Genomic DNA, 18,590 nt, shown 5'->3' with positions numbered 1-18,590 from the left:
TCCTGACATGCAACGCCTATTTCTGAGCCTGTTGATCTGCCTGGGCTTCGCGCTCCCGGCCACCGCCCATGCCTGGTGGCAGGACGATTGGCACTACCGTAAACAGATCACGGTGGACACCACCTCCCAGGGCGCAGCCATCAGCCAGGCCCTGGGCCGCACCGCGCTGCTGGTGCGCCTGCACACCGGCAACTTCAGCTTTGACGGGGTCAAGGACGACGGCGCCGACCTGCGCTTTGTCAGCGCCGACGACAAGACCGTGTTCAACCACCAGATCGAAAGCTTCGACCCGCTGATGGGCATGGCGCTGATCTGGGTCGATGTGCCCAAGGTCGAAGGCGGCCAGCGCCAGGACCTGTGGATGTACTACGGCAACCAGAAGGCGCCGGCCACCGCCAACGGCCAGTTGACCTTCGACCCGAACTACACCGCGCTCTACCACTTCGACGGCGCCAACGGCACGCCGCCCCGGGACACCACGGCCTACGGCAACACTGCCGTGAACGCTACCGGTGCGAGCATCGACGGCGTGATCGGCCGGGCCTTGCAGTTCAGTGGCCAGCCGTTGCTGCTGCCAGCCAGCCCGTCGCTGCAACACGCAGCGGGCGGCGCCTTCACTTTCAGCGCCTGGTTGCGGGTCGACCAGGCCAGCGGCGAGCAAGTGGTGGTGGCCCGTCGCGAGGGCGCCCACAGCCTGTTGCTGGGCTTGAACCAGGGCATGCCGTTTATTGAAATCGACGGCCAGCGCGGCGTCTCGACCCAGCCGCTGAACCCCGGCCAATGGCAGCACCTGGCGTTCACCGCCGAGGGCGACAAGGTCTCGCTGTACGTCAACGGCCGTGAGACCGCGACCCTCGCAGTGGCGATGCCGGCGTTCAATTCGCCACTGGCCATCGGTGCCGATTTGCCGGAAGCCGCCGGCGGGCACCTGCCGTTTACCGGGGCCATGGACGAACTGCGCTTGTCCAAGGTCGCGCGCCCGGCAGCCCTGTTGCTGGCCGATGCCACGGCCCAGGGCGCCGAGTCGAAACTGGTGGCCTATGGCGTGGATGAAGAACAGTCGGGCTTCGGCTTCGGCAGCCTGGGGTTCCTGCTCAAGGCGGTGCCGGTGGATGCCTGGGTGATCATCCTGGTGCTGGTGGGGATGATGTTCCAGTCGTGGTTCATCATGCTCCGCAAGAACCGCCAGGTCAGTCGCGTGAGTGCTGCCAACGATATCTTCCGCGAGCAATTCGCACAGATCGGTACGCGCCTGGAGATGTACTACGACGACGCGTTGCTGGCCGAGCGCCTGACCCATTCCTCGCTGTGGCGCCTGTACCGGGTCGCGGTCAAGGAAATCCGCACTCGCCGCGCCCAGGGCGCCGACACCTCGTCGGTCTCGGCAGCCACCATCGAAGCCATCCGCTGCTCCATGGACGGCGTGCGTACCCGGGAAAACCAGCAACTCGGCGCCAAGCTGTCGACCCTCTCCAACGCGATTGCCGGGGGCCCGTATATCGGCCTGCTCGGCACCGTGCTGGGGATCATGGTGGTGTTCCTCGGCACGGCGATGGCCGGCGACGTGAACATCAACGCCATCGCCCCGGGCATGGCGGCGGCCTTGCTGGCCACGGCCATGGGCCTGTTTGTCGCGATCCCCGCGCTGTTTGGCTACAACCGCCTGATTACCCGCAACAAGGAAGTCAGCGCCGACATGCGCGTGTTCGTCGACGAGTTCATCACCCGCCTGGCGGAGATGCACGGCGAGAGCCAGCACAGTGAAGCGGCGCACCGTCGCGACCACCACGCCCACGTCCCGGCCTGAGGAGAATCAGCATGGCTTCCGTGAATGCCTCCCACGACGATGACGATGACGCCCCCGTCGACAGCATCAACATCACGCCCCTGGTGGACGTGCTGATGGTGGTGTTGGTGATGTTTATCCTCACCGCCACCGCCCAGGTCTCGGGGATCCAGATCCACCTGCCCAAGGCCAGTGCTTCGGTATCGCTGTCCGAGGCCAAGACCAAGGCCATCTCGGTGAACGATGGCGGCCAGGTGTTTCTCGACGCTTACCCGGTGACCTTGCCTGAGCTGGAAGAGCGCCTGCGCATCGAGAAAGCGCTGAACCCGGACTTCCCGGTGATCGTGCGCGGCGACGCCATGGTGCAGTACCAGAAGGTCATCGAAGTACTCGACCTGCTGCGTCGCCTGGAGCTGTCCCAGGTCGGGCTGGTCACCGGCAAACCGAGCCAGGGCTGAGTCATGACCGCACAGATGCCGATCGCGCCGACGCCCCTCAAGAACAAGCCGCCATTGCGCCCGCTGAAGTGGGGCATTGGCCTGCTGCTGGGCGCCGTGGCTGCCTGGTTTCTCTGGCAGTGGGCCAATGACATGAGTGGCGTGCGCCGTGAAGCGCCCAAGGTGCCGACGATTATTCCGTTGCCGCCACCGCCACCACCGCCGCCGGAAAAACCCAAGGAACCGGAGCCCGAGGTGCAGGAAAAAATCCCCGAGCCGGAACCCACGCCGACCCCCGACGAGGTCAAGCCCGAGGAAGAGGCACCGCCTTCGCCAGCAGACGACCTGGCCAACCCGATGCAGATCGACGGCGACGCGCAGTCCGGTACCGACGGTTTCAACATCGGTGCCGGCAAGGGCGGCGGCATGGCCGGTTCCGGTGGTGGCGGGCTCGGTACCGGGACGTTCAAGCAGTACCTGGCCGGGGTGTTCCAGCGCCTGCTGCGGGAAGACCCGGAGCTGCGCAAGAAGGCCTACACGGTGCAGGCCGACCTGTGGCTGAGCGCAGACGGCGAGGTGACGCGCGTGGAGCTGGCCAAGTCCAGCGGCGACGCCGACACCGACGCCCAGGTGCTGGCCGCATTGCGTGCCACACCGCGGCTGAAGGAACGCACACCCGCCTCAATGACCCTGCCGGTACGCCTGTCCCTCAAGGGCCGGCGCCCGGATTGATCGAACCCTTTTTTGCAGTTTTCTACAGGAGTTGTGTGCAGATGATTTCCCACGTGAATCGATTGACCCTGGCGGTCGGCATGGTCATCGCGACCCTGGTCGGCCAGGCGACGGCCGCCGCCGCGCCTTCGGAAAACGCCACGATCAACCTGATCCGCCTGCTGGTGCAGCAAGGTGTGCTCAAGCAGGAACAGGCCGACGGGCTGATCGCCCAGGCTGAAAAGGAAGCCCGGCAGGCACGCCAGGCCAGCACCGCCACGGCGGTAGCGACAGGCCCAGAGGCGGCCCCCGGCGATGTGCGGGTGCAGTACGTGCCGGCCGCGGTGCGCGACCAGATTCGCGACCAGGTCAAGGCCGAGGTCATGGCCACCGCCAAGCAGGAAAACTGGGCCCAGCCCAACACCTTCCCGGAGTGGGTCTCGCGCATCAGCTTCGACGGCGATATTCGCCTGCGGGATGAGTCGCGCTATTTCTCGGGCAACAACAGCAATGAAATCGTCGATTACGCCAAGCTCAACGACAGCGGCCCCTACGACGTGAACAAGAACACCAACACCAAATTGCCGCCGCTGCTCAACACCCGCGAAGACCGCGAGAACCTGTTCCGCCTGCGCGCCCGCCTGGGCATGAAAGCCGTGATCTCGCCGGAATGGACCGCCGGCATCCGCCTCGGCACCGGCAACGACAACAACCCGGTGTCCACCACCCAGACCCTGGGCGGCGGCTTCGGCAAGAAAGACATCTGGCTCGACCAGGGCTACCTCACCTGGAAGACCACTGACTACATGACCCTGACCGCCGGACGTTTTGCCAACCCGTTCTATTCCACCGACATGATGTATTCCGGCGACCTCAACTTCGACGGTGTGGCGGCGATCTTCAACCACAAGCTCAACAGCGACTGGGGCCTGTTCGGCACCCTCGGCGCGTTCCCGGTGGAATACAGCCCCGACACCGCCACCACCAACGGCTTCGACAAGGACGAGAGCGAAAATAAATGGCTGTTCGGCGGGCAGATCGGCGCCGACTGGAAGATCAACCGCAGCAACAGCCTGAAGGGCTCGATGGCCTACTACCACTTCGGCGATATCCAGGGCGAACGCTCCAGCCCTTGCTCGCCGTGGGCCGGCCAGCCGGCGTGCGATACCGATGGCACGCGCCTGGCCTTCATGCAGAAGGGCAACAGCGTGTTCCTGCTGCGAGACATCACCCCCAACCCGGCAACGCCTGGCCTGACCCCGCAACCGCAATTCGTCGGCCTGGCGTCCAAGTTCAATGTGCTGGACCTCAACCTGGCGTGGGACAGCGAGCTGCCGGAAGACCTCAAGCTGCGCAGCCAGACCAACTTCATCCACAACCTGGCCTACGACAAGGGCGAGATGCTCAAGCGCAGCGAAGGCCAGATCGTCAACAACCTCAACAGCGACGGCCAGTTTGAAAGTGGCGGCAATGCGCTGCTGGTGCAGTTCACCCTCGGCAGTGCGCTGGAGATGCGCAAGAAGGGCGACTGGAACGTGCTGGCCGGCTACAAATACATCCAGCCGGATGCCTTGCCGGACGGCTTCAACGACTCCTCGTTCCACCTCGGCGGCACCAACGCCAAGGGCTATTTCATCGGCGCCAACTACGGCCTCGACAAGAACATCTACGCCAGTGCCCGTTGGCTCAGCGCCTCCGAAGTGTATGGCGCGCCGTTTGAAGTGGATGTCATGCAACTGGAACTCAACACGCGCTTCTGATGCGCCGGAGAAAGCTCATGAACACGCGAATTTGCGGCCTGCTTCTACTGCTCGTTACCACCGGCGCTTCGGCTGAGGGCATGGAGGAGCGCCTGCGCACTCAGCTGCGCAGCACCACCCAGCAGTTGCAGGCGCTGCAAAGCGAGCAGGCCCAGGCCAGTGCCGCACGCATCGCCGCCGAAACCCAGGCCAAGCAGGCCCAGGCGCAGGTCAAGCAACTGACCGCCGAACTGGAAAAGACCCGTGGCGTGGCCGAGCAACTGGTGGGCCAGCAACAGAGCCTGCACAGCCAGGCCCAGGCCCAGGTGGCCGCGAGCAATGAGCAGGTGGGCAAGTTCAAGAAAGCCTATGAAGACTTGCTGGTAATCGCCCGGGGCAAAGAAACCGAGCGCGCACGCTTGCAGGCGCAACTCACGGAACGTGACACACAAGTGCAGCAATGTTCAGTCAAGAATCAACAGATGTACGACGTGGCCCAGCAGTTGCTGACGGCCTACGAAAAAATCGACGTGGCCGACGTGATGAGCATCCGCCAACCGTTCGCCAGCAGCACCCGGGTCAAGTTCGAGGAACTCGCCCAGGGTTTTGGTGACGGCCTTTACCTTAATCGGTTCGATGCTCCACAGACCGTCACTAATCATTGATCGACAAGGAAGAGACCCCTATGAGCGACGTACAACTGATCACCAGCGTGACCCCGCAAGCCTTGACCGAGCTGCTGCAGGAAGCCGGCTACCGAGTCAACCAGACCGAGCAGAACGGCATCGTGCAATTGCTCAGCGCAAGTCAGGGCATCGGCTTCGCCGTGCGTTTGGGCAACCCGGCGGCAGAGCAGGGCAGCTACGTGGACTTCACCTACAGCTGCGCGCTGCGGGTGCAGGGCGAATTGCCCGAGGGGCTGGCCCAGGTCTGGAACGCTTCCCGACGTTTTGCGCGGTTGTCGTTGCAGGGTGAGTTCCTGCTGATGGAGATGGATGTGGTGGCCGCCGGCGTGGGTGCGCCGTACTTGCGCAATCAGCTGGAATTGTGGGATCGCCTGCTGCAGGAATTCATCGTCTACCTGCGTGAATACAGCCAGCAAGCCGCCCAGCTTCAAGCCCAGGCCGACGCCGCGCCTGCCGTCGATGCCCGTGAAGAGGCGCCTGCCCTGTGAAGAAACCAACCCTGGTGGTCGGCGCTGGCGCCCTGGTGGTGCTGGCGGTCGCGGTGGGGTTGAGCCTGCGGCCGGGCAGTGACCCGGTCGCAGCCCAGCAGCCGGCGCCGGTGGCCGTGAAGGACGGGCCGGCGGTGGCGCGCCTGGGCAACCAGCAGATCGACCTCGCCGAACTCAAGTCGGTGTTGGCCGCCTTGCCGGCGGAAACCCGCGAGCAGTTGCGTGGCAACCGCAGCGCCCTGGAAACCTGGCTGCGTTCGCGCCTGGCGCAAAAGGCCGTGCTTGAACAGGCCGATGCCCAGGGCTGGCGGCAGCGCCCGGAGGTGGAGCAACAGACCCGCGCCGCCACCGAGCAGATCGTGTTTCGCGACTACATGTTGTCGGTCAGCCAGGTGCCGACGGATTACCCCAGCGCCGCCGAATTGCAGCAAGCCTATGACAGCGGCAAGGCACAATGGGTGACGCCGCCGTTGTACCAGGTCAGCCAGATTTTCCTGGCCGTGAGCGACCCGCAAACCGTCGACAATGTGCGCCGCCAGGCCCAGGAGTTGAGCCGCAAGGCGCAGGCCTCGCCGGGCGAGTTTGCCGCCCTGGCCAGCCAGTATTCCCAGGACCCCGACAGCGCCCGGCGCGGTGGCGATTCCGGGATGCAGCCATTGCAGCAACTGGTGCCTGAAATGCGCGGTGTGGTGGCGCGGCTCAAGACGGGCGGGGTGTCGGAGCCGGTGCAGAGTGCGGCGGGTTTTCACGTGCTCAAACTCATTGGGCAACAACCGGCGCGCACGGCCACGCTGGATGAACTGCGTGGCCGCCTGACCGAGGCCTTGCGTGCGCAACGCCAGGAGCAAATCGCCAAGGCTTACCTGGAAGGCATGCTGAATACCGCCACCTTGAGTATCGACGGCGCCGAGCTGAACAAGGTGCTGGAGTAAAAACGTTTCACTGCATTGGATGCACAGTACCCACAAGACAGGGAGTCTCCCATGGTATTTCTTGACCCGGCTGTACCCCACGGCACCACGCCCTATCGCGGGCTGACAGAGTCCCGCGAGGCCTGGCTGGCCGTGGCAGCCACCATCGAACCCGAGGTGGCGCAGTATTTTTTGATCAGCGCCCGGTGTGGGTGTTTCATGCAGGCGGCCCGCAGCCTGAATATCAAGGCCACACAATTGCGTAAACGTCTGGCGCAGCTGGAAGAGCAACTGCGGCGTTCGCTGTTCAGCTATCAGGGCAATGTCCTGGCCCTGAGCCGTGATGGGCAGCAGTTGCAGGCCCAACTGATTGCCCTGGCCCATGAACGACGGGTGCCGGTGCTGGAGCAACCGTTGATTCGGTTGGCGGTTGCCGAGTCGGTCCTGCATGACATTTTGGGGCGCGACTTGATTGCGTTGCTGCGGCGCAATGCGAGTGTGCGGCTGGAGATCATTTCCATCGACAGCGAGTTGGGGTTGCAGGCGCTGGATGCGGATGTGGTGGTGTGGTTGTCGGGGATGGATTCGCCGGGGGCGGGGCCGAGTTTTGCCATTGGGGCGCCGGAGGTGTTGGCGCGGTTGGATTATTCGCCGCATATTGCCAAGCGGTATTCGCGGTTGGCGGTGCGGCCGGACAGCATTGAAGACCTTGCGGATTATATGTTGGTGCAGTGGCAGCCGGACCGGCAGGTGGAGGCGCTGCGGCCGTGGAATAGCCTGGTGGAGCAGCGGCTGGCGGGGGTGGTGCGGGTGGAAGCGTATCCGCTGATGCTGGAGATGATTCGGTGCAGTGCGTGTATTGGGTTGTTGCCGCGGTATATGAGTTGTTTTGATCGTGGGTTGACGGCGTTGGATGGGGTGTTTCTGGAGGGGATGCAGCGGCAGGTCTGGATGGGGGTGAATGCTGAGGTGCGGCATCCGCAGGAGGTGGGGTGGGTGGTGGAGATGATTCGGAATACGTTTCTTGAGAGGGGGGAGTGGTTTGATTGATTGAGTACATATCCGTTTCTTCGGTAACGGCGGCTTATGGTTTCGCTCTTACAGCGACTCACTTTGGAAAAGCCCCAAAGTAAGCAAAGGGCTCTGCCCCGCCTGTCGGCACCTCGCCTAGGCTCGGTGTTCCCTCACTCCGGCATTGCTCCGCGGGCCGCCGCGACGGGCCATCCATGGCCCGGCGCGGCTAAACCGGCGTCCTGCCGGTTTACCCGCTCCGCAATACCTGCGTTCGGCCTCGGGCTTATTGGGGCAGTCAGATCAAAATCAAAAGCAAAAGCAAAAGCACAGCGGCCTCCCGGCCGGCTTGAGTGTTAAAAGCAAAAGCAAGATCCAGAGCGAAAACAGATCAGCTTTTCTGTGGGAGCGTGCCCGCTTTAGCTTTTGATTTGGTTTCTAAACACTCAAGCCGGCCGGTAGGCCGCTGTGCTCTTGATCTGCTTTTGATCTTGATCTTAGGCGCCCCGTTAAACCACGCTGGCCGAACGCAGGCTTTGGAGCGTGGGTAACCCGGCAGGACGCCGGGTTAGCCGCGCTGGGCCAAGGATGGCCCATCGCGGCGGCCCACGGTCCAAAGCCGGAGTGAGGGCACACCGAGCCTAGGCGAGGTGCCGAGTGGTGGGGCAAGAGCGTTTTGCTTACTTTTGCGCTCTTCAAAAGTGAGCCGCTGTAAGAGCGGAACCATAAGCGGCCATCACCTAAATAACGGATATTCACCCACCACCGGCCGCAATAAACCGCCGCGCCAAAAACCCATACAACAGATACCCAAACGCCAACACCAGCGTCGCACCAAACACCGCCTCCTCACCACACGCATAAATCGCATACAGCGAATACCCCACGGCAATGAGCAACACCGTGGTATTGCGTGCATAAATCGAGGCCGCCACCCGCGCTTTGTGCATCATCACCAGCAGCCCAGTCAGCGCAGTGACGTAAGGAATCAAATTAGTCACCACCGCCAGGTTCACCAACTTGCCAAACTGCGCACTGGCCGTGGGCGAGACGGTCGACAGGGCAATCAAGCTCTGCAACGCCGCACAGGCAATCAGCCCCCACACGGGTGCCTGGGCACGGCTCACCCGGCTGAAGAACCGCGGAAACAGACGCTGGTCCGCCGACATCTTGGCCGTTTGCGCCAAGGTGAACTGCCATCCCAACAGCGAACCAATACACGCCACCACCGCCAGCGCCATGATGATGTCGCCCACCAGCGGCGTGAAAATCTGCGCATACACCAGGGCAAACGGCGCAGAAGACTCGGCGAGTTCAGCATTGGGCACGATGCCCTGAATCACCGTGGTCGACAGCACATACACCAGCGCCGCGCCGAGGGTGCCCAGCAGGCAGGCCAGCGGCACGGTGCGCTTGGGATCTTCCACCGCGTCATAGCCCTGGGCCGCGGACTCCATGCCGAGGAACGCCCAGAGGGTCAGCGGGATACTCGCGCCAATCGCATCCCACAGTTGCAGTTGGTTGGGGTTCCAGGCATTGCTGAACACCTCGGCCTTGAAATAGAACCAGCCGATCACGCTCAAGCCCGCCACGGGAATGATCACGCCCCATACGGTGACCACGCCGATCCGCCCGGTCAGGCGCGGCCCGCCGAAGTTGGCCACGGTGGTCAGCCAGATCAGCCCGAGGGTGCCGATGAACAAGGGGATGGGGCCGCTGCCCAGCCACGGGATGAAGGACGACAGGTAGCCCACCGCCGAAATCGCTATCGCCACATTGGCGATGATCAGCGACAGGAAATACAGAAACGAACACAGGAAGAAACCCGACTTGCCGTGGGCCTCTTCAGTGTAGGCCGACATGCCGCCGGTGCGGGTGCAGAAGAGGCCGCACTGGGCAAAACAGTACGCGATCGCCATCGAGCCCACGGCGGTGATCAGCCACGACAGCAGCGAAATCGCACCCAATTGCGCCATGCTGGCGGGCAGCATGATGATGCCCGAGCCCATCATGTTGATCGCCACCAGGGTGGTCAGGCCCATCAGGCTCATCTTTTTGCTTGGCTCGGCCATCGGCAACTCCTTGTCGTGGGGCGTGCGATGGCAGGCTAGCACGTTGTGGTCAGCGTGCCTTCGGGCTCCGGTTTTCTCCGAGGATTCGCGCGGCATCGCGAGCCGGTGGCAGGCCGAACACCCGGGCGTAATCGCGGCTGAACTGGGTGGCGCTTTCATAGCCGACTTCGAAGGCGGCGCTGGTGACGTTCCTGGCGCCGCCCACCATCAGCGTGCGCGCCTGTAGCAGGCGCACGCGCTTCTGGTACTGCAACGGGCTCAGGTTGGTGACGGCCTTGAAGTGGCGGTGAAAGGCCGACACGCTCATTGCGGCTTTCTGTGCCAGGGCTTCGACCCGGATCGGTTCGGCGAAGTCTCGGCGGATCCACTGGATGGCCTGGCTCACCCGGGCCATGGCGGTGTCCGGCGCGGCGATTTCACGCAGCATCCAGCCGTGGGGGCCTTGCAATACGCGGTAGAGGATCTCGCGCTCGTATACCGGTGCGAGGGCTGTGATCGCCTCAGGGTTGCCCATCAGCCGCAGCATGCGCAGCCAGGCGTCCATCAGTTCGGGGGTGACGGCGGCCACGGAAAAACCCGCATCGTGGTCGTAGCGCCCGGCAGGTTTGGGCAAGTCGCTCAGCAGCGTCGCGAGTACCGTCGGGTTGAGGGTCAGGCTGACCGCCAGGTAGGGTTCGCCGGTCGCCGCCGGGTGCACGGTGCCCACGGCGGGCAGTTCGATGGACATCACGAAATAGGTCGCCGGGTCGTATCGTAGCGTGCGATCACCCACCGTCATGGATTTGCTGCCCTGCAGGATCAGGTTGATCATCGGGTCGTACACCGCGGCCAGCATGTGCTCGGGAATCGCGCCCTGGACCATGGCCACCCGCGGGATGCCGGTTTCAGTGCGGCGGTTTTCAGCCTTGGCGGCCAGGGTACGCAGTTCGATCAGTTGTGTGTTCATGCCGGGCATGCTGAGCGCCCAGGTGTGCCCTGTGCAAGCAAAAAGCAGAAACAGGCAGGTTTCGAGCAGGAACGGCTGCGTCGGCGCAGGCGCGCAAGCCTACTGTGGTGACTCATTTGAGCAAGCAGTGGAGCCACACATGGGCGTTATCCTCATTACCGGCGGCAGCCGTGGCATTGGTGCCAGTACCGCAGAACTGTGTGCCCGGCAAGGCATGGGCGTGATCCTGACCTACAACAATCATCCAGAGGCCGCCCAAGCGGTTGTGCAGCGAATCGTATCGTCGGGCGGCAAGGCGGTCGCGCTGCCATTGGACGTGGCCGACATCAGTTCCTTCCAAGGTTTTGGCGAGGCGGTAAAGCAGGCGTTATCGGCCACCTGGGGTGTGAGTGGGTTGAATGGCCTGGTGAATAACGCCGGTTATGGACTGTTCAATCCCCTGGAATCGGTCACCGTGGCTCAGTTCGACGGCCTGCTGAATGTGCACCTCAAAGGGCCGTTTTTCCTGACTCAAGCCCTGTTGCCGCTGCTGCAAGCCCACGCCTGCATCGTCAACCTCACCAGCGCGACAACTCGCGTCGCCACCGCTGGCGTAGCACCTTACGCAGCCTTCAAGGGCGCGCTGGATGTACTCACCCGTTACATGGCCAAGGAGTTTGGCGAGCGGCAGATCCGTGCGAATGCCGTCTCTCCAGGCGCCATCCGCACCGAACTGGGCGGCGGGCTCAATGATGAGTTCGAAGCGCTGCTGGCTGCACAAACCGCCCTTGGTCGGGTTGGGGAGCCAGAGGACGTGGCGCGTGTGATCGCCATGTTGCTGTCTGACGAAGGCCGCTGGATCAATGCCCAGACGATCGAGGTCGCGGGCGGCTACATCATCTGAAGAGCGAGGCGACAGCATGCTGGATCATATCTTTTTGTCGGTCAGCGACATTCAACGCTCCATCGATTTCTACCAGGCCGCACTGGCGCCGCTGGGCATCACCACGCGCCACGACTACGACGGCAAGGACGGCCCGCCGGGCCACCCGGACCTCAAGGGGTTCGGCGCGAACGGGCGGATCTTCTTCTGGTTGCGCGAGGGCGCGGTCGAGGGCAGGGCGGTGCATGTGGGGTTCGTCGCCGGCAGCCGGGTCGAGGTCGATGCGGCTTACCTGGCGGCGATGAACGCGGGCGCCGTCGACAATGGAGCCCCTGGGGCACGATTGCACTATGACCCGAACTACTACGCGGCCAACGTGCTGGACCCTGACGGCTACAGCCTGGAATTTGTCTACAAGAACTGGCAGCACGTCCAATGAAAACCTTAATGATCTACGGCGCCACGGGCTACACCGGACGCATGGCGGCCGAAAACGCCAAGGCACACGGGCTGGACCTGGTGATCGCCGGGCGCAACCGCCAACGGCTGGAACCGCTGGCTGCGCAACTGGGTGTGCCGTACCGAGTATTCAGCCCGGACACCCTGGAAACGGACGCCCTGGATGGCATCGACGTGCTGTTGAACTTCGCGGGGCCGTTTGCGCAGACGGCGGGCGCGCTGATGCAGGCGTGTATTGCAGCAGGCGTCGACTACCTGGACATCACCGCCGAAATCAACGTTTACCGCTTGGCAAGGCAACTGGGCGCGCGTGCAGCTGAGGCAGGCGTCATGCTGTTGCCCGGGGTTGGCTGGGACGTGGTGCCGACGGATTGTCTGGCGATGCATGTGGCGCGCCGTGTTCAGAACCCGCAGTCGCTGAAAGTCGCGCTGCAGGTCGCCGGTCCCATGTCCCGGGGCTCGGCCTTGAGCGTGGGTGAAATCATCGGTGCGGGGCTCCTGGTGCGGGTGGACGGGCAGCTCATCGCTACCCCTGATGCACAACCGCAGTTCATGGATTTTGGCGATGGCCCGGTACTGTGTGCGCCGCTGTCCTTTGGTGATTTGGTGACGGCGTGGCATTCCACGGGCATCCCGAATATCGCCATGTTCGTGCACATCAGCGGCGATGCGTTTCCCGAGGGTGACCTGTCACAACTGCCCGACGGCCCCAGTCTTCAACAGCGTGAGGCCCATCGTGCCCGGGCAGTGGCAGAAGTCACAGGGGCCGATGGCCGGGTGGTGCGCTCGGTGATCGAGACCGTCAACGGCTACACCTACACGCCATTGGCGGCGGTGGAGGCGGCACGCCGGGTGTTGGCCGGTGAACGCCAACCGGGGTTCGCAACGCCGGGGCGAGTGTTGGGTATGGGGTTTGCCGAAACCATCGCGGGTACCACGATTATTGACGTGTAAGCCAATCACCGGACCCTCGTCACCCGCCAGGCGCCTTGAACCTGGCGGCATCACGCCCCGGCGGCAAGCCAAATAGCCGGGCATATTCGCGGCTGAACTGTGAGGCGCTTTCATAACCGACGCTGAATGCAATCGACGCTGCATCCTTGGTGTCGAACAGCAGCAACCAGCGTGCCCTGAGCAGGCGCAGGCGTTTCTGGTACTGAATCGGGGTCATGGCCGTAATGGCTTTGAAGTGCCGATAGAACGCCGCGACGCTCATGTCGGACATGGCGGCCAATGGCTCAACGCGAAAGGGTTGATTGAAATGCTGGCGAATCCACTCGGTCGCGCGGCGGATCTGCGCCAGGCGGCCGTCGGGACGGGCCATGTCCAGTAACGTTGCCCGTAGCGGGCCCTGCAAGACCCGAAACAGAATCTCCCGCTCGATCATCGGCGCCAATACCGCAACTTCGCTGGGCCGGTCCATCAGCCGCAGCATGCGCAGCCAGGCATCGATCAGCTCGGCGGGTGCAGGTACGGCGGCAAAGCAACTGTCGGTCGTGCGCTCGCCGGTTTCGATCTCGTCGGCCAATAGCGTGGCGATCACGTTGTGGTCCAGGGTCAGGCTCAGAGCCAGATAAGGCAGCCCCGGGGCGCAGGGGTGAATCTGGCCGGTGGCGGGTACCTCGACGGGCACCACGAAATAGCTGGCGGGCCCGTAGGTTTGCTCCTGGTCACCTATCCACAAGGTCTTCGAACCTTGCAGGACCAGGTGCAGCATCGGCTGGTAGACCTGATCGGCACAGGCTTCGGCCCGCACCATCGTCACACGCGGCAAGCCGGTATCAGTCCATTGGTTGCCAGCACGCATGACCAGGCTGCGCAGTTCATCGAGTTGATTGTTCATGGCGTTGAACATGAGGCACGCCGCCGGGCAACGCAAGCCAGGCGAGAAGAATAGGCAAGCACGGGAGAAGAACCGGCAACCGCTGCATCCGCTGCGGCCTGAATACTGTAGGCAAGCGGTATCACTTATCCTTTGGAAGGTCACATCATGAAGCTCGACGGAAAAATCGCAGTTGTTACCGGCGCCTCAAAAGGCATCGGCGCAGGTATCGCAAAGGCACTGGGCGCAGCGGGGGCCACGGTGGTGGTCAACTATTCATCCAGCAAAGCCGAGGCCGATGGGGTGGTGGCGCAGATCCAGGCCGACGGCGGCAACGCAATGAGTGTTCGGGCCGACATGAGCCTGGCAGCCGACGTGATTCAACTATTCGGCACCATCAGAAGCGAATATGGTCGCCTGGACATCCTGGTCAATAATGCCGGTGTCGCGGTGTTCCAGATGATCGAGGACTTGACCGAAGAGGCGTTCCATCGCCAGTTCAACCTCAATGTACTGGGGTATCTCCTGGCTGCTCGGGAAGCCGTCAAGTTGTTTGGCCAAGGGGGCAGCATCATTAATATCAGCTCGATCCTCAGCACCGATCCCTACCTGGCCTCCAGCGTCTACTCGGCGACCAAAGGCGCGGTGGATACGCTGACCTTCGCCTTGGCGCGTGAACTGGGGCCGAAGGGGATCCGGGTCAATTCGATCCTTCCGGGGCATACAAATACGCCGGCCACCGCCGGCAATTTTGCCGGTGAATTTGGCCAGCAGCTTATCGCGGGCACGCCGCTGGGGCGCTTTGGCGAGCCGGATGATATCGCGCCGGTTGCGGTGTTCCTGGCGTCCGACGACGCCCATTGGGTCACCGGCGAATCCATTCGCGTTTCGGGTGGGGTGCGTGGCGTGGGTTACTGATCAACGCAGGGCGGATCAGGCGGCCTGCGGCTGCATCCGCCATTCACCTTCCATATCCTTGACCAACCCACTGGCCAGCAACAGCGGTGCCACGCGCTTGTGCAATTGCGGCTCGACAAACTCTTTCACCGTGTCCAGCCCCAGCGCGCCGCTCAACGGCAGCTCGGCCTTGGTGTAAGACAACCAGGCTTTCTTCAGTATCAGCAGCACGTCGCTGCCGGCGGTGGAGGCGAAGCGGCGGTGGGTTTTTTTGCCGTCGAAATCGAAGGTGTGCTGAAACTCGTAGCCGGCCTCGCTGCCCTCGCTGGCGACGCAGCGGATGCAGGTGCAGGGGCCATCGCCGAAAGCGCTGCGCAGGTAGTTGTTGAAGTCCACCACGGGCTTGAGTGACAGGCGTTTGTCCACCTCGAACAGGTCCCCGGTCATTTTTTCGTCAGTGTTCAAGGTCCATTTCCTCGCAGCGGTTTTTTCAAGGGCGGCACGATACCAGCCGAAGGGCGTGGGCGGGTAGTTTTCGGTCGCCTCAGTGGGGACGTTCATTCGCCAATGCCCTTGTTACGGTGATCAGCCCGCCAGCTCATCCACCATCAGGTCGATAAAGCGCCGTACCCGAGGCTCCAGGAAGCGTTTGCTCGGGTACATCGCCAGGATCTCCACGTCCCCGGCGTCCAGGTCGGGCAGCACCTGTACCAGGCGCCCGGCAGCCAGGTCCTCGGCCACCACGAAGTCCGGCAGCAAGGCGATGCCCAGCCCGGACACGGCAGCGTCGCGCAGTGCTTCGCCGCTGTCCAGGCGCAGGCGGCTGCGCCCGTACGCCTTGACCCAGGTGCCGTCCGCTTCGCGAAAGCGCCAGCTTTGCTTGCGCGTGCGGCTGCTGAAATACAGGCAGTCGTGGTGGGCGAGGGCGTCCATGTCCCGGGGCATGCCGTGCTCGGCGAGATAGTCCGGTGCGGCGCACAGCAGCGCCTGATAACGAGCGACCACCCGGGAAACCAGTTGGCGGTCGGTGTTGGCGCTGCCGATGCGGATGGCCAGGTCGAAGCCGTCCTCGACGATATCGGCGGTGCGGTCGCTGAAACTGACTTCCACCTGCACCTCGGGCCAGGCGTGCAGGTATTTCTTCAACAACGGCAGCAACACCTTGCGCCCGAACGCATCGGGCACTGTAAGCCGCAATAAACCGCGCGGTACCCCGGTGGGCTGGCCGATGCGGCTTTGGGCGTTGTCCACTGCGGCGAGGATCTCCAGCCCCTGGTCATACAGCGCGCGGCCTTCGTCGGTGAGGCTCAAGGTGCGGGTGGTGCGGTTCAACAGGCGCACACCAAGGCTGTCCTCCAGGCGCGCCACGGCTTTGCCGGCGGCCGAGCGCGTCAGGCCCATCGCCTGGCCACCGGCGACGAAGCTGGCGCCATCGACCACCGCCATGAAGATCAGCATCTCGTTGAGGTTGGTGCGCAGCATGCAGAGTGGCTCCGGGGATGACATCAGGCACAGGCGCGCAATATAGCAGCGCCGGCGGGCAGTGTTTTTCGTATATCCATAGATCGCGATATTCTTTTTCGCACTGTACGTGGGCCGCTACGCTCGCAACCCTTCTCAACCTCGCGGCAGCGTTCTCATGATAATAAAACGACCCACCCTGACGCTCCTGGCAGCAGCCAGTGCGCTCCTCAGCCTTGGTGCACACGCCGAAGGCAAGATCAGCATCGCCCAGCAATTCGGCATCGGCTACTTGATCCTCGATGTGGTTCGTGACCAGAACCTGATCGAGAAACACGGCAAGGAACAGGGCCTGGACATCAAGGTGGAGTGGAACAGTATCTCCGGCGCCACCGCGATGAACGAGTCGCTGCTGGCCGGCGCGCTGGACGTGGTGTCGGCAGGTGTGCCGCCGATGCTGACGCTGTGGGACCGCACCAAGGGCAAGCAGAACGTCAAGGCCATCGCCTCGCTGGGCTCGATGCCCAACTACCTGCTGACCAATAACCCGGATGTGAAGACCCTCAAGGACTTCGGCGAAAAAGACCGCATCGCCGTACCGGCAGCGGGCGTGGGTTTCCAGTCGCGTACCTTGCAGATTGAAACCGCCAAGCAGTTCGGGAACGACAACTACAAGAAGTTCGACGATATCTCCATCAGCCTGGCGCATCCGGACGCCACTGCGGCGCTGATTGCTGGCGGTTCGGAGATCAACGCGCACTTTTCCAGCCCGCCGTTCCAGTACCAGGAGTTGTTGAATCCCAAGGTGCACAAGGTGCTGAGTTCCTACGACATTCTCGGCGGCCCGGCGACGTTCAATGTGCTGTACACCACCGAGAAATTCCACGACGAGAACCCCAAGACCTACAAGGCGTTCTATGACGCGTTGGCCGAGGCCGAGACAATCATCAAGGCCGACAAGCCGGCAGCCGCCCAGGCTTACATTCGTGTAGAGCAGTCGAAGCTACCGCTGGCGCTGGTGGAGAAGATTGTCCAGGACCCGGAAATCGACTTCACCATCGTGCCGCAGCGTACCTATATCTACGCCGAGAAATTGCAGGAGTTGGGCGTGTTGAAGAACAAGGCGGGGAGCTGGAAGGATTACTTCTTTGAAGAGGCGCATGGCGGGAACGGCAGCTGACTCCATTCTGAATTGAAACGCACACAAAAATGTGGGAGCGGGCTTGCTCGCGAATGCGGTGGGTCAGTCGATACATGTGCTGGCTGAACCACCGCATTCGCGAGCAAGCCCGCTCCCACATTGGATCTGCGGTGTTTTCAATTCCCCGCCAGGTTGCTCTTGATCCAGTCGTACAAGTGATTCCCCTCGCTCGACAACTCGCTGTTGGCCCGCCGGCACAGGTAGTACTGGCGGCCATCATCGACCTGTAGATCAAACAGCTTCACCAACTCCCCATTTGCCACATGCGGCGCCACCAGTGGCGCGCGCAGCAGTGAGCAGCCCAATCCGGTCAGCGTGGCCGTCAGCGCCAACTGACCATCCTCCAGCAGCAAACCATTCAACGCGGTCCCGTGATGCACGTCGGCGGCCTGGAACCATTGGCTCCAGGTGCCGCGTTCTTCGTCGTGCAACAGCGGTAATTCACTCAGCGCCTCAGGTGTGTCGATCGGCCCGTGTTGCTCCAGGAATGCGCGGCTGCAATACGGCGTCACCGCCCCGGAAATCAGCGGCTCGCTGTGGTACCCCGGCCAGTGCCCGGTGCCGAAGCGGATCGATAAATCGGCAGCGTCGCTGGGGTAGCTGCGGTGGTTGGCGTAGGTGACGTTGATGTCCAGCGCCGGGTGGTCCTTGAGGAACTGTGCCAGGCGCGGGATGAACAGGTTGATGCCGAACAGCGGGATCAGGCTGATGGTGACCTGGCGTGTGGCGCTTTTTTCCCGCACGTGTTCGGTGGCGCTGCGCAGTACGGCGAAGGCCGAGCGAATTGCGCGGTAGTACTCGCGGCCTTCTTCGGTGAGCACCAGGTTGCGGCCCTGGCGCAAGGTCAGCGGTTGCTGCAGAAAGCTTTCCAGCAGGTGCAATTGATGGCTGACGGCGGAGGGCGACACGTCCAGCTCGCGGGCGGCGGAATTCACTCCGCCGTGGCGGGCAAACGCTTCGAAGGTGCGCACGGCACGCAACGGCGGGTCATTGGCTAACTGTTCTAAATTATTCATGTGTTGAATTAAATACTAAGTGAGATGGCAAATAAAGAGCCATAAATGCCGTATTTATGGCGGTTATAGCGCTTTATGCGTTTGG

19 protein-coding genes are annotated in these 18,590 nt (G+C 62.9%); 13 read left to right on the top strand and 6 right to left on the bottom strand.

The window, feature by feature from the left end:
• Nucleotides 1–7 precede the first annotated feature (7 nt).
• The 8 genes from QF039_RS16025 to QF039_RS15990 are packed head-to-tail and all read left to right on the top strand — an operon-like array spanning nucleotide 8 to nucleotide 7,808.
• Nucleotides 8–1,807: a DUF2341 domain-containing protein gene (locus QF039_RS16025; RefSeq protein ID WP_003211542.1), complete on the top strand. Its 1,800-nt coding sequence runs from the start codon at nucleotides 8–10 to the stop codon at nucleotides 1,805–1,807.
• An 11-nt stretch (nucleotides 1,808–1,818) separates the two neighbouring features.
• Nucleotides 1,819–2,244 carry a biopolymer transporter ExbD gene (locus QF039_RS16020; RefSeq protein WP_003211540.1) on the top strand — a complete coding sequence of 142 codons (426 nt, stop codon included), beginning with the start codon at nucleotides 1,819–1,821 and terminating at the stop codon, nucleotides 2,242–2,244.
• Nucleotides 2,245–2,247: 3 nt separating this feature from the next.
• Nucleotides 2,248–2,955: an energy transducer TonB gene (locus tag QF039_RS16015; protein ID WP_177021673.1), complete on the top strand. Its 708-nt coding sequence runs from the start codon at nucleotides 2,248–2,250 to the stop codon at nucleotides 2,953–2,955.
• 41 nt (nucleotides 2,956–2,996) lie between these two features.
• The gene (locus QF039_RS16010) at nucleotides 2,997–4,694 is read left to right on the top strand and encodes a putative porin (RefSeq protein WP_307519411.1); all 1,698 of its coding nucleotides are present in this window, start codon (nucleotides 2,997–2,999) and stop codon (nucleotides 4,692–4,694) included.
• Between the two features lie 17 nt (nucleotides 4,695–4,711).
• Nucleotides 4,712–5,338 carry a hypothetical protein gene (locus QF039_RS16005; RefSeq protein WP_008430322.1) on the top strand — a complete coding sequence of 209 codons (627 nt, stop codon included), beginning with the start codon at nucleotides 4,712–4,714 and terminating at the stop codon, nucleotides 5,336–5,338.
• Nucleotides 5,339–5,358: 20 nt separating this feature from the next.
• Nucleotides 5,359–5,847 carry a YbjN domain-containing protein gene (locus QF039_RS16000; RefSeq protein ID WP_177019718.1) on the top strand — a complete coding sequence of 163 codons (489 nt, stop codon included), beginning with the start codon at nucleotides 5,359–5,361 and terminating at the stop codon, nucleotides 5,845–5,847.
• A complete protein-coding gene (locus QF039_RS15995; protein ID WP_307519408.1) occupies nucleotides 5,844–6,779 on the top strand; it encodes a peptidylprolyl isomerase in 936 nt (311 codons plus the stop codon). Before QF039_RS16000 ends, QF039_RS15995 begins: the two co-directional genes overlap by 4 nt.
• A gap of 51 nt (nucleotides 6,780–6,830) precedes the next feature.
• Entirely contained in the window at nucleotides 6,831–7,808 is a 978-nt protein-coding gene (locus tag QF039_RS15990; protein WP_307519406.1) for a LysR family transcriptional regulator, read from the top strand.
• A gap of 716 nt (nucleotides 7,809–8,524) precedes the next feature.
• Here QF039_RS15990 and potE read toward each other — a convergent pair.
• Entirely contained in the window at nucleotides 8,525–9,841 is a 1,317-nt protein-coding gene (gene potE, locus QF039_RS15985) for a putrescine-ornithine antiporter (RefSeq protein WP_307519404.1), read from the bottom strand.
• A gap of 49 nt (nucleotides 9,842–9,890) precedes the next feature.
• Nucleotides 9,891–10,787 carry an AraC family transcriptional regulator gene (locus QF039_RS15980; protein ID WP_307519402.1) on the bottom strand — a complete coding sequence of 299 codons (897 nt, stop codon included), beginning with the start codon at nucleotides 10,785–10,787 and terminating at the stop codon, nucleotides 9,891–9,893.
• A 139-nt stretch (nucleotides 10,788–10,926) separates the two neighbouring features.
• Here QF039_RS15980 and QF039_RS15975 point away from each other — a divergent pair, with 139 nt between their 5' ends.
• From QF039_RS15975 to QF039_RS15965, 3 genes are read left to right on the top strand one after another with little or no spacing between them, the layout of a single operon-like run.
• Nucleotides 10,927–11,670: an SDR family NAD(P)-dependent oxidoreductase gene (locus tag QF039_RS15975; RefSeq protein ID WP_307519400.1), complete on the top strand. Its 744-nt coding sequence runs from the start codon at nucleotides 10,927–10,929 to the stop codon at nucleotides 11,668–11,670.
• A 16-nt stretch (nucleotides 11,671–11,686) separates the two neighbouring features.
• Nucleotides 11,687–12,088, top strand: a complete 402-nt coding sequence (locus tag QF039_RS15970) for a VOC family protein (RefSeq protein WP_177036027.1) — start codon at nucleotides 11,687–11,689, stop codon at nucleotides 12,086–12,088.
• The gene (locus tag QF039_RS15965) at nucleotides 12,085–13,062 is read left to right on the top strand and encodes a trans-acting enoyl reductase family protein (RefSeq protein ID WP_177019462.1); all 978 of its coding nucleotides are present in this window, start codon (nucleotides 12,085–12,087) and stop codon (nucleotides 13,060–13,062) included. Before QF039_RS15970 ends, QF039_RS15965 begins: the two co-directional genes overlap by 4 nt.
• A 19-nt stretch (nucleotides 13,063–13,081) precedes the next feature.
• On the opposite strand, the gene QF039_RS15960 is transcribed toward QF039_RS15965, so the two are convergent.
• The gene (locus QF039_RS15960) at nucleotides 13,082–13,951 is read right to left on the bottom strand and encodes an AraC family transcriptional regulator (RefSeq protein WP_177022736.1); all 870 of its coding nucleotides are present in this window, start codon (nucleotides 13,949–13,951) and stop codon (nucleotides 13,082–13,084) included.
• Between the two features lie 147 nt (nucleotides 13,952–14,098).
• Here QF039_RS15960 and QF039_RS15955 point away from each other — a divergent pair, with 147 nt between their 5' ends.
• A complete protein-coding gene (locus QF039_RS15955) occupies nucleotides 14,099–14,848 on the top strand; it encodes an SDR family NAD(P)-dependent oxidoreductase (protein ID WP_307519397.1) in 750 nt (249 codons plus the stop codon).
• 15 nt (nucleotides 14,849–14,863) lie between these two features.
• Here the strand turns inward: QF039_RS15955 and QF039_RS15950 are convergent, their stop codons facing one another.
• Nucleotides 14,864–15,292 (bottom strand): hypothetical protein, encoded by a 429-nt coding sequence (locus tag QF039_RS15950; RefSeq protein ID WP_177019459.1) that lies wholly within the window; start codon nucleotides 15,290–15,292, stop codon nucleotides 14,864–14,866.
• A 120-nt stretch (nucleotides 15,293–15,412) separates the two neighbouring features.
• Nucleotides 15,413–16,309 carry a LysR family transcriptional regulator gene (locus QF039_RS15945; protein ID WP_301050656.1) on the bottom strand — a complete coding sequence of 299 codons (897 nt, stop codon included), beginning with the start codon at nucleotides 16,307–16,309 and terminating at the stop codon, nucleotides 15,413–15,415.
• 157 nt (nucleotides 16,310–16,466) lie between these two features.
• Here QF039_RS15945 and QF039_RS15940 point away from each other — a divergent pair, with 157 nt between their 5' ends.
• The gene (locus tag QF039_RS15940; RefSeq protein WP_177008270.1) at nucleotides 16,467–17,468 is read left to right on the top strand and encodes an ABC transporter substrate-binding protein; all 1,002 of its coding nucleotides are present in this window, start codon (nucleotides 16,467–16,469) and stop codon (nucleotides 17,466–17,468) included.
• A gap of 137 nt (nucleotides 17,469–17,605) precedes the next feature.
• On the opposite strand, the gene QF039_RS15935 is transcribed toward QF039_RS15940, so the two are convergent.
• On the bottom strand, nucleotides 17,606–18,505 hold the full coding sequence (locus QF039_RS15935; protein ID WP_178966669.1) for a LysR substrate-binding domain-containing protein: 900 nt from the start codon (nucleotides 18,503–18,505) through the stop codon (nucleotides 17,606–17,608).
• Nucleotides 18,506–18,590 lie beyond the last annotated feature (85 nt).

It is taken from the genome of Pseudomonas sp. W2I6, assembly GCF_030815935.1.
Lineage (GTDB): Bacteria > Pseudomonadota > Gammaproteobacteria > Pseudomonadales > Pseudomonadaceae > Aquipseudomonas.
Note: the sequence above shows the minus strand (reverse complement) of the source record. Positions and strands in the feature narration are given on the sequence as shown.

Bases quoted from the DNA above. Each gene is read 5' to 3' on its own strand.
- QF039_RS15965 (WP_177019462.1), top strand. From the start codon at position 12,085: ATGAAAACCTTAATGATCTACGGCGCCACGGGCTACACCGGACGCATG.
- QF039_RS16025 (WP_003211542.1), top strand. From the start codon at position 8: ATGCAACGCCTATTTCTGAGCCTGTTGATCTGCCTGGGCTTCGCGCTC.
- QF039_RS15940 (WP_177008270.1), top strand. From the start codon at position 16,467: ATGATAATAAAACGACCCACCCTGACGCTCCTGGCAGCAGCCAGTGCG.
- QF039_RS15945 (WP_301050656.1), bottom strand. From the start codon at position 16,309: ATGCTGCGCACCAACCTCAACGAGATGCTGATCTTCATGGCGGTGGTC.
- QF039_RS16000 (WP_177019718.1), top strand. From the start codon at position 5,359: ATGAGCGACGTACAACTGATCACCAGCGTGACCCCGCAAGCCTTGACC.
- potE (WP_307519404.1), bottom strand. From the start codon at position 9,841: ATGGCCGAGCCAAGCAAAAAGATGAGCCTGATGGGCCTGACCACCCTG.
- QF039_RS15935 (WP_178966669.1), bottom strand. From the start codon at position 18,505: ATGAATAATTTAGAACAGTTAGCCAATGACCCGCCGTTGCGTGCCGTG.
- QF039_RS15955 (WP_307519397.1), top strand. From the start codon at position 14,099: ATGAAGCTCGACGGAAAAATCGCAGTTGTTACCGGCGCCTCAAAAGGC.
- QF039_RS16020 (WP_003211540.1), top strand. From the start codon at position 1,819: ATGGCTTCCGTGAATGCCTCCCACGACGATGACGATGACGCCCCCGTC.
- QF039_RS16010 (WP_307519411.1), top strand. From the start codon at position 2,997: ATGATTTCCCACGTGAATCGATTGACCCTGGCGGTCGGCATGGTCATC.
- QF039_RS16015 (WP_177021673.1), top strand. From the start codon at position 2,248: ATGACCGCACAGATGCCGATCGCGCCGACGCCCCTCAAGAACAAGCCG.
- QF039_RS15970 (WP_177036027.1), top strand. From the start codon at position 11,687: ATGCTGGATCATATCTTTTTGTCGGTCAGCGACATTCAACGCTCCATC.
- QF039_RS15975 (WP_307519400.1), top strand. From the start codon at position 10,927: ATGGGCGTTATCCTCATTACCGGCGGCAGCCGTGGCATTGGTGCCAGT.
- QF039_RS16005 (WP_008430322.1), top strand. From the start codon at position 4,712: ATGAACACGCGAATTTGCGGCCTGCTTCTACTGCTCGTTACCACCGGC.
- QF039_RS15980 (WP_307519402.1), bottom strand. From the start codon at position 10,787: ATGAACACACAACTGATCGAACTGCGTACCCTGGCCGCCAAGGCTGAA.
- QF039_RS15990 (WP_307519406.1), top strand. From the start codon at position 6,831: ATGGTATTTCTTGACCCGGCTGTACCCCACGGCACCACGCCCTATCGC.
- QF039_RS15960 (WP_177022736.1), bottom strand. From the start codon at position 13,951: ATGAACAATCAACTCGATGAACTGCGCAGCCTGGTCATGCGTGCTGGC.